Below are 5,043 nucleotides of genomic sequence, written 5' to 3' on the forward strand. Positions count from 1 at the left end.
GCTGCCCAGGTAGCGGGTGTCGCGGCAGATGTTGCGCCGCCCGCCGAGACACTCCGGGCAGGCGCCGCACGGCGTCGCCGGGTGCACGGCGACGGGGGTGCCCGGGGCGGGCCCGCCAGCCCCCGGCCCGTACGCGAGGACCGTGCCGACCACCTCGTGGCCGAGCACCATCGGCTCCTTCAGGAGGAAGTCGCCGACGCCGCCGCGGTGCCAGTAGTGCAGATCGGAGCCGCACACCCCGCCGTAGCGGATCGCGACCAGGGCCTGCCCGGACTCCGGCACGGGGGAGGGGAGTTCGTCGACGCGCAGGTCACCGGCGCCGTGGATCACACAGCCGAGCACAAGGGCCTCCTCACAGGACGCTGGTCATGCCGCCGTCGACGTACAGGATCTGCCCGCTCACGAAGTCCGCGGCGGGGGAGGCGAGGAACAGCACCCCGCCCACCAGGTCCTCGGTGCGGCCCCAGCGCCCGGCGGGGGTGCGGCGGCGCACCCAGGCGCTGAACTCCTCGTCCGCGACGAGCGGCGCGGTCAGCTCGGTCTCGATGTAGCCGGGGCCGAGCCCGTTGACCTGGACGCCCGAGGGCCCCCAGTCGGCGCACATGCCCTTGGTGAGCATCTTCAGGGCGCCCTTGGTGGCCGCGTACGGGGCGATGCCCGGGCGGACCACCTCGCTTTGCAGCGAACAGATGTTGACGATCTTGCCGTGGCCGCGGGCCACCATGCCGCGCGCCGCCTCGCGGGCCACGAGGAACGCGCTGGTGAGATTGGTGTCCAGGATCCGGTGCCAGTCGGCGTCGGCGAACTCCAGGAGCGGGGCGCGCAGTTGCATGCCCGCGTTGTTGACGAGGATGTCGAGCGGGCCGACCCGCTCCTCGACGTCCGCGATCCCGGCGGCGACGGCGGGCCCGTCGGTGACGTCGAACGCCGCCGTGCGGACCGCGCCGCCGAGCTCCCGCGCCGCCTTCTCCAGCTGACCCGCGTCCCGGCCGTTGAGCACGACCGTGCAGCCGGCCTCCAGCAGGCCGCGGGCCAGGGCGAACCCGATCCCGCGGCTCGATCCGGTGACCAGGGCGGTGCGGCCGCTGATGTCGAACAGGGGGTGACTCATCGACGTACTCCTCGCCGGCCTAGATGATCAGGGACAGCAGCAGGACCAGGGCCCCCGCGACCACGGAGATGATCGTCTCCATGATCGACCAGGTCTTGATCGTCTGCCCGACGCTGAGCCCGAAGTACTCCTTGACCAGCCAGAACCCGGCGTCGTTGACGTGGCTGAAGAACAGCGAGCCCGCGCCGATCGCGAGGACCAGGAGCGCCGTGTGGGTGTCCGACATGTTCGCCGCGAGGGGCGCGACCAGACCGGCGGCCGAGACGGTCGCGACGGTCGCCGAGCCGGTGGCCAGGCGGATCACGACGGCGATCAGCCAGGCGAGCAGCAGCGCGGAGATGTTCCAGTCCTTGGAGATGTCCAGGACCATCTGGCCGACGCCGGAGTCGATGAGCGTCTGCTTGAAGCCGCCGCCCGCGCCGACGATGAGGAGCACGCCCGCGATCGGGGCGAGGGACTTCTCGGTGGTCTCCTGCAGCTTGCCCTTGGTGAAGCCCGCCGGGCGGCCGAGGGTGAACATGGCGACGATGACGGCGACCAGGAGCGCGGTCAGCGGATTGCCGATGACGTCGAAGGCGCGCTGCACGGTGTGCGTGGGGTCGTCCACGACGATGTCGACCAGGGCCTTGGCCAGCATCATGACGACCGGCAGCAGGATGGTGACGACGGCGGCGCCGAAGCTGGGGCGCTTCTCCAGGTCGTCCGTGGCGCGCGCGGGCGTCATCTTGTCCGGGGCGGGGACGTCGACCCACTTGGCCGCGTACTTCGAGAACACCGGGCCGGCGATGATCACCGTGGGGATGGCGACGACGATGCCGAGCGCGAGGGTGATGCCGAGGTTGGCCTTGACCGCGTCGATGGCGACGAGCGGGCCGGGGTGCGGCGGGATCAGGCCGTGCATCACGGAGAGGCCGGCGAGGGCCGGGATGCCGATCCGCATCAGCGAGTAGTTGCCGCGCTTGGCGACCATCAGGACGACCGGGATCAGCAGCACGATGCCGACCTCGAAGAACAGCGGCAGACCGATGACGGCGGCGATGAGGACCATCGCCCACGGCATCGCCTTGCCGCCGGACTTCCCGGCCTTCGCGAGGATCGTGTCGACGATCTGGTCGGCGCCGCCGGAGTCGGCGAGCAGCCTGCCGAGGATCGCGCCGAGCGCGATCAGCACGCCGACGCTGGCGACGGTCGAACCGAGCCCGGCGCTGAAGCTGGTGATCACCTTGTCCAGCGGCGCCCCGGCGACCGCGCCGAGCGCGAGCGAGCCGATGGTGAGCGCCAGGAAGGCGTGGAGCTTGAACTTCGTGATGAGCAGGACGATGACGGCGATGCCCGCGAGGACGGCGATCCCGAGCTGGGCGTGGCCCGCGGACGTGATCGGCTCGACGGCGTCCGCTGCCAGCATCTCGACGCTGAGACTGGTCACGGTCTTATCCCTTGTACGTGGTCGGGGAGGGGGTTTCGGGTGCGGCTACCGGGGTGCGGGGGCGGAGTCGAGTCCGGCCAGGGCCACGACGGCCCGGTCCGAGATCTCCTCCGGGGAGCCCGCCACGTCGACGTCGACGCCCGCCTCGTCCGCCGCGAGCGGCTGGAGCGTGGCGAACTGCGAGTCGAGGAGCGCGGTCGGCATGAAGTGGCCCTCGCGGTGGGACATCCGGTCCTCGATGAGCGCACGGCTGCCGGTGAGGTGGACGAAGACGAGGCCCGGTGCGGCGGCCCGCAGCCGGTCGCGGTAGGCGCGCTTGAGCGCGGAGCTGGAGACCACCCCGCCGAGCCCGGCGCGGCCGTGGGCCCACTTGCCGATGGCATCGAGCCACGGCCCGCGGTCCTCGTCCGTGAGCGGGGTGCCGGCCGACATCTTGGCGATGTTCGCCGCCGGGTGGAAGTCGTCTCCCTCGGCGTAGGGAACGCCCAGGCGGTCGGCGAGCAGGGGACCGATCGTCGTCTTGCCGGTGCCTGCCACGCCCATCACCACGACGACATGGGGGGTGCTCATCGCGTACTGCCTCGCTGTCTTCATCGACATCGTTGTGTCACGTCACTGAAACCCAATAGGTCTGACTAATTCAAGAGCGTGTGACATAAAAGTCAGACTTTTTGTTCCCGCGTACGCTGAGCCCATGACCACGAAGGACCGGGGCCTGCACGCCCACGTACTGGACAGCCTCGGTCCCGCCATCACCGCGGGTGAGTACCCCGCGGGCAGCGTGTTGCGCACGGACGAGCTGGCCCAGCGCTACGAGGTGTCGCGTTCGGTGATGCGGGAGGCCGTGCGGGTCCTGGAGTCGATGAACCTGGTGGTGTCCCGGCGCCGCGTCGGCGTGACGGTGCGACCCGGCGGGGAGTGGAACGTCTACGACCCGCGCGTCATCCGCTGGCGCCTGGCCGGCGCCGACCGCCCGCGCCAGCTGCGCTCGCTCACCGTGCTGCGCTCGGCGGTCGAGCCGGTCGCCGCGGGACTCGCCGCGCGGTACGCGACGGCCGAGCAGTGCGCGGCGCTCACCGAGTGCGCGCTCGGCATGGTCGCCACCTCACGGGGTCACCAGCTGGAGAGGTACCTCGTCCACGACATCGAGTTCCACCGGGTCGTCCTGAACGCGTCGGGCAACGAGATGTTCTCGCACCTCGGCGACCTGGTCGCCGAGGTCCTGGCGGGCCGCACCCACCACCAGGTCATGTTCGAGGACCCGGACCCGGCGGCGGTCACCCTGCACGTGCGGGTCGCGGACGCGGTGCGCGAGGGGGACGCGGAGCGCGCGGAGGCGCTCACGCGGGAGATCGCGGTCGGCGCGCTGCACGAGCTGGACATCCTCGCGCCCTGAACTTCCGCCCCCCTCAAGGGGGTTACTCGATGAAGTCGCCGTCGACGTACACCCACGCCCCGCCCACCCGGGCGAACCTGCTGCGCTCGTGCAGCACGCCGCCCCGGTAGTGGGCGCGGAAGGTGACGGTGCCGTGCTGGTGGAACGCGGAGCCGTCACTCGTCCCCACGATCTCCAGCCCGGTCCACTGCGGGGCCTCGGCGAAGTCGATGCCGGGCGGACGGGTGTCCGGGTGCCAGGTGCGCAGCAGATAGGCGCCGTCCCGGCGGACGAAGGCGGCGTAGCGGGAGCGCATCAGGGCCTCGGCCGTGGGGGCGGCGGCCGTGCCGCGGTGGTAGCGGCCGCAGCAGCTCTCGTAGGGCTGGGGGAGGCCGCAGGGGCAGGTGGGGGTGGTGCGTGACATGGGGCCCAAGGATAGGCGCCCCTCCTACGGAGCCCCGGCCTCCGGGGCCGTGACGGTGAGCGGAGCGCCCTGCGTGCGGTCCGACGCCGGGCCCGTCTCCAGCATGAACTCACCTGGTTCCACGACGAGTTCGAGGTCCCTGCCGACCGAGGCGAGCGTCTCGGCACTCACCTCGAAGGCCACGTCCCGGCGCTCGCCCGGCGTGAGGTCCACGGAGGCGAAGCCGCGCAGCTCCCGCACGCGCGGCCAGGACGAGCCGCCCGAGCGCCGCCGGACGTACAGCTGCACGGTCTCGCGCACGGCCGCGTCGCCCGTGTTCGTCACCGTGACCGTGCAGGTCAGACGTGGGTCGTCGCGCGGCACGCGGGCGCGGCTCAGGCGGGGCGCGGCGTAGGCGACGGCGCTGTACGAAAGCCCGTGCCCGAACGCGTACCGCGCGCTCGCCGGCTGGTCGACGTAGCCGCGGTAGCCGTGGTCCTTGCCGTTGTAGAAGACCGGCAGCTGGGCCGCCGAGCGCGGCACCGACACCGGGAGGCGTCCGGCCGGCGCCGCCGCGCCGAACAGGACGTCGGCCACCGCCCGGCCGCCCCACGGGCCCGGGTACCACGCGTTGAGCACGGCGGCGGCGCGGTCCACCGCCGCGGGCAGCGCGTGCGGGCGCCCCTGCACCAGGACCACGACCACCGGCACGCCCGTGGCGCAGACGG

The 5,043-nt window shown here is 72.3% G+C and carries 7 protein-coding genes; 1 reads left to right on the forward strand and 6 read right to left on the reverse strand.

The features are described from left to right. The 4 genes from G3I40_RS33285 to G3I40_RS33300 all read right to left on the reverse strand — a co-directional run. Window positions 1-342: alcohol dehydrogenase catalytic domain-containing protein (locus G3I40_RS33285; RefSeq protein WP_164306330.1), on the reverse strand; the 342-nt coding region annotated here is incomplete at its 3' end. A 10-nt stretch (window positions 343-352) separates the two neighbouring features. Next, window positions 353-1,111, reverse strand: a complete 759-nt coding sequence (locus G3I40_RS33290; RefSeq protein WP_164306331.1) for an SDR family oxidoreductase — start codon at window positions 1,109-1,111, stop codon at window positions 353-355. A 19-nt stretch (window positions 1,112-1,130) separates the two neighbouring features. After that, complete coding sequence (locus G3I40_RS33295; RefSeq protein WP_164306332.1) at window positions 1,131-2,537, reverse strand: gluconate:H+ symporter; 1,407 nt, start codon at window positions 2,535-2,537, stop codon at window positions 1,131-1,133. A 45-nt stretch (window positions 2,538-2,582) separates the two neighbouring features. Beyond that, a complete protein-coding gene (locus tag G3I40_RS33300; protein ID WP_164306335.1) occupies window positions 2,583-3,107 on the reverse strand; it encodes a gluconokinase in 525 nt (174 codons plus the stop codon). Window positions 3,108-3,231: 124 nt separating this feature from the next. On the opposite strand from G3I40_RS33300, the gene G3I40_RS33305 reads away from it, so the two are divergent. After that, window positions 3,232-3,933 (forward strand): FCD domain-containing protein, encoded by a 702-nt coding sequence (locus tag G3I40_RS33305; RefSeq protein WP_164306333.1) that lies wholly within the window; start codon window positions 3,232-3,234, stop codon window positions 3,931-3,933. A 22-nt stretch (window positions 3,934-3,955) separates the two neighbouring features. On the opposite strand, the gene G3I40_RS33310 is transcribed toward G3I40_RS33305, so the two are convergent. After that, a complete protein-coding gene (locus G3I40_RS33310; RefSeq protein WP_164306334.1) occupies window positions 3,956-4,336 on the reverse strand; it encodes a YchJ family metal-binding protein in 381 nt (126 codons plus the stop codon). A 24-nt stretch (window positions 4,337-4,360) separates the two neighbouring features. Then, the coding region (locus tag G3I40_RS33315; protein ID WP_203645222.1) for a glycoside hydrolase family 3 C-terminal domain-containing protein at window positions 4,361-5,043 on the reverse strand (683 nt) is incomplete at its 5' end.

This window comes from Streptomyces sp. SID14478 (genome assembly GCF_010548525.1).
Lineage (GTDB): Bacteria > Actinomycetota > Actinomycetes > Streptomycetales > Streptomycetaceae > Streptomyces.

Excerpts from the sequence above, each read along its gene's own strand:
- G3I40_RS33290 (WP_164306331.1), bottom strand. The coding sequence starts at position 1,111 with ATGAGTCACCCCCTGTTCGACATCAGCGGCCGCACCGCCCTGGTCACC.
- G3I40_RS33300 (WP_164306335.1), bottom strand. The coding sequence starts at position 3,107 with ATGAGCACCCCCCATGTCGTCGTGGTGATGGGCGTGGCAGGCACCGGC.
- G3I40_RS33305 (WP_164306333.1), top strand. The coding sequence starts at position 3,232 with ATGACCACGAAGGACCGGGGCCTGCACGCCCACGTACTGGACAGCCTC.
- G3I40_RS33310 (WP_164306334.1), bottom strand. The coding sequence starts at position 4,336 with ATGTCACGCACCACCCCCACCTGCCCCTGCGGCCTCCCCCAGCCCTAC.